This window comes from Vibrio sp. A8-1 (assembly GCF_013048685.1).
In the GTDB taxonomy this organism is placed as follows: domain Bacteria; phylum Pseudomonadota; class Gammaproteobacteria; order Enterobacterales; family Vibrionaceae; genus Vibrio; species Vibrio metschnikovii.
The window spans coordinates 1-3,699 of sequence record NZ_VHTC01000067.1; the positions used below are offsets into that span (position 1 = coordinate 1).

Here is a 3,699-nt window from a genome sequence, read left to right on the forward strand (position 1 = left end):
GGGGCTTTCTTTCTGCTCATAACAAACAGGATGAAGCACTGGAATGATCACTCAATAGTAAAAAGTGGATCAAGTGCTGAGTGTCACACTTTTTCTGTCAATAGGGGCTTGGTGAACACTTACCAAATAATGATCCGGTTCCTAAGAAAGGTCGTGAATTTTTAGGATCAATGACTAACTTAAAAAAAGAGGGTAATTTCAAAGTATGTGAAACGACTTTGGATACTGTAATGGGAATACTTAATCGATTAATTGGTGACCAGCGTAAACTGTATCAGGCTCGTAGTAACATACATGAAACTAGCTATTATTTCTCAGAGTTGGAAGATAAGGTCAGTTTTACAGATAAGCCGCAGTTTACCAATGAAATGACTTTTATTCGCAATATGAATGGTAGTACGGACCAGAATTCATTTACTGGTATGATTAAGGTGTCTGATCCCGTTTTTAATTCTGAATATTCACAGCAGTTTTGGGGAGTATTGAACCTAGATTTCAATCAGCTCTGCGATTTTATTATTAAGCAACCACAAGTAGAAGTATCAATTGAACTTGATCCTTTAATTATTATCAACCGATTGGAGAGTCTTAATAAAGAAAAAGCAATAGAGTTAAATGACAATCTGGCTCTAGTTATTGATATTTTAAATAAAAATTTTCCAGAAATTGAATATTTAAACAATAAAAACTTGATTACACCAATCAGCCTTTATTGTTCAGCACTCTATCTTCAACTTTCTCGACTAGAAAAAAATTATGATATGGCCACTGCGAAAACTAAATCAGGTGGTATTAGTGGTATATCTAAACGTGGATTTACCAAAAAAGATTTCATGGATCGATATACCACTGGATCAAAGAAAACAATTTGGGGTAATCCTTTCATCAAAAAAGAAAAGATAAAAGGGCAAGGAGAAGTGACTTCCATGATGACGAAAGCTAGTGGTCAAATAGAAATTAATATCGATGTTGATCGCAACAAAGCACAAGAAATAAAAAGCTTGATCGAAAATGCTGGTGTCTCCTCTTTTTATCTTGGTAAAAAAGGTTTGGCTTATGTGTCAAACATACGGCTTTAGGAGGAAATATGGACTCATACATTGATATTCGATTAAAGCCCGATGCAGAAATGCTTGAAGCCGAATTGAGCAGTAAAGTGTTTACCAAATTTCACAAAGCATTGGTGATGCTGAATAGCGATCAAATAGGCATCAGCTTTCCAGAAGTTAACGTAAAACTTGGGCGATTATTTCGCTTACATGGTGAAGCAAGCTTCTTGCATGATTTACAAGGTTTAAACTGGCTTGGTCCGTTATCTGGTTACTGCCAAGTGAGTGAGATATTGGCTATTCCTGAACAAGTGCAATATCGAGTAATCTCAGTAAAGCGTAGCAATTTAAGTCAAGCGAAGCTCAGACGTTTGATCGCTCGCGGTAGCATCGATAAAGAGGGTGAAAAACGTTACAAAGTGAAAATGCTTAGCCAAGGTTTTGATAATCCGTACCTAGATTTATTCAGCAGTTCGACCAAGCAGGTACATCGTAAATTCTTTGAGTTTGGTGAAATGCAGCCACTGCCAGTATCCGGAAAATTTGATTCCTATGGGCTAAGTCATACCACTACGGTTCCTTGGTTTTAACCCTATTTTTTTGCTCTTTAAAAATAATATTTAAATACAAATAGTTACAGCAGGTGATTTAAAATAGGGTAAAAATGGCTTTTTTACTCTAACTGCTTGTTGTAACTTATTTTTATGTTGTTATTCTATAGTTCACTGCCGCACAGGCAGCTTAGAAAACCAAAGACCTGTATCGTCATTTCGTATTTTAGTTCACTGCCGCACAGGCAGCTTAGAAATAACACTTGTATCGGTGATTGTTTTAGTGAATGTTCACTGCCGCACAGGGTAACTATTCACCCGCGAGCTATTGACGTCGGGTTATGCTAAAAACGCTGGCGTCTGATAATCCACTTTGATCATATGATACTCGACGATTTCACACAGCCAGTTATAAGCTGATAGCTGTTGGAGTTTAGCGGTCTCGATAAGTGAGAACATCCGTTCACGGGACAGGTCTCCTCGATATGAACGGGTTACGTAACAGCACTTTCTCATCAATATGTAATTACGAAGAACTCGTTCCGCTGCGTTGTTCGTTAGCGGACATTTGGAGTCATCCATAAAGCGCCAGACCATAGCATCATCTGCGATGAGATTACGACATCGACCTCGATATCGTTTTGAACATTGATAACTACCCAGTTTCAGCCAATAAAGCCAGCTCTTTCTTAATCGCCTAAGTCGACGATAATATTGATTCTCCGTAATTTTATTCTCGATATATCGATGGTGGCACCTGAATACGCTATGAGCGATTAAACTGAGTTTTTCTCCGATTTTTTGGTTTTCGGGGCAAACGCTCTCCTCGATAGCGATAACGTTTCTTAAGATGTGAGCCCAGCATAACTGCCCCTTAGAGCCATCAATATATTTGTAGGCTGAATATTGGTCAGTCACTAAAAGGTGTGAAACTGCCTCACCAAGCAATCGCTTGGCAGCATGTTGGTTTCTACCACTGTTGATTTGGAAAAAAGCAACGTCATTACTGAGTGCAGCCCACATCCAGCGCTTATCATTATTGCGTTGATGTGAGGTTTCATCAGCCATGATCAGTTCAGCCGCTTTAACTGTTTCATGAATTTGTTTATGAGTATTCGCTAAGTATTCCGTTACTCGCCCTTGAGCCGCTGATATCGCACCGGTAGAGAAGCTCAACTGAAAGACATCTTTCAGCATCGATTGTATTTTACCTATGCTTTGATGATGCTGTGTCGCTTGGATTGCGATAAAGCTGTGTAGATTTGGTCCCATCTGAATATCAGGCACGTATTCTGGAAGCTCGGCTTGATGCTTATCACCACACCATGAGCACTCACCTTTGAAGGCTTGATGCTCAATAAGTGTGTATGAAATGTCAGGTAAATCAAAAACTTGATGTCGTTTAAAAGGCTTTCTATTGGGAATAATGCAACCACCGCAGTGGCATGTTTTATTTGGTAAATATTGCTCAACCGAGGCACTGTCTTCAATTGGATGAAGCAGTCGGCGATGACCTTTATGACCTGGTTGAGCCCCTTGCTTTTTTCCAGACTTCTTCCTATTCGGCGAAGTATTTTTAGCTTTATTATGCAATGGCTGCTGTGATGATGGTACAGAAGAGTTTCGACTGTTTTGGTTTAGTCGGTCTTCAAACTCTGCCAGCTTATTCCATAAAAAGCTGATGATATCTTTTGCCTCTTCAGGCGAATCGAAATCTGGCGGTGGAGGTAATGTTTTCTTATTCATACCTCAAGATTGCCACCACAAAAAGATCACTCAAGTTGAATGTGGGATCAAGTGAACTAAGTCACATAATTTTGGTGTCAAGGCATTGCGGGTGGAGAGTTACCACCGCCGAACCCAATTGACAAAACCACCTATCAAATCGAGAAACAAAAGGGCCGCGTAGAAGCACGTACTTGTCATGTACTCAAGGCTAGCGAGTTAGAGGGTGACTTCTCAACGTGGAGCGGACGTAAGCGTTCACCGAGGTATCTTGACTTACCATGCCTGAAGAAGCATGTGCAGTTTATAGATCAAAAACGTTCGGGTACGGTTTCTTCTCAACGACTGACGTGATGATTTCACTCAGAACTGAC

The 3,699-nt window shown here is 39.8% G+C and carries 3 protein-coding genes; 2 read left to right on the forward strand and 1 reads right to left on the reverse strand.

Annotated features, from left to right (window positions below):
• Positions 1-170: 170 nt before the first annotated feature.
• Entirely contained in the window at positions 171-1,079 is a 909-nt protein-coding gene (cas5fv, locus tag FKN93_RS17035; protein ID WP_170905732.1) for a type I-Fv CRISPR-associated protein Cas5fv, read from the forward strand.
• 8 nt (positions 1,080-1,087) lie between these two features.
• Positions 1,088-1,639 carry a type I-F CRISPR-associated endoribonuclease Cas6/Csy4 gene (gene cas6f / locus FKN93_RS17040; RefSeq protein ID WP_158138512.1) on the forward strand — a complete coding sequence of 184 codons (552 nt, stop codon included), beginning with the start codon at positions 1,088-1,090 and terminating at the stop codon, positions 1,637-1,639.
• Positions 1,640-1,939: 300 nt separating this feature from the next.
• On the opposite strand, the gene FKN93_RS17045 is transcribed toward cas6f, so the two are convergent.
• Positions 1,940-3,346 carry an IS66 family transposase gene (locus FKN93_RS17045; RefSeq protein ID WP_170905733.1) on the reverse strand — a complete coding sequence of 469 codons (1,407 nt, stop codon included), beginning with the start codon at positions 3,344-3,346 and terminating at the stop codon, positions 1,940-1,942.
• Positions 3,347-3,699: the final 353 nt, after the last annotated feature.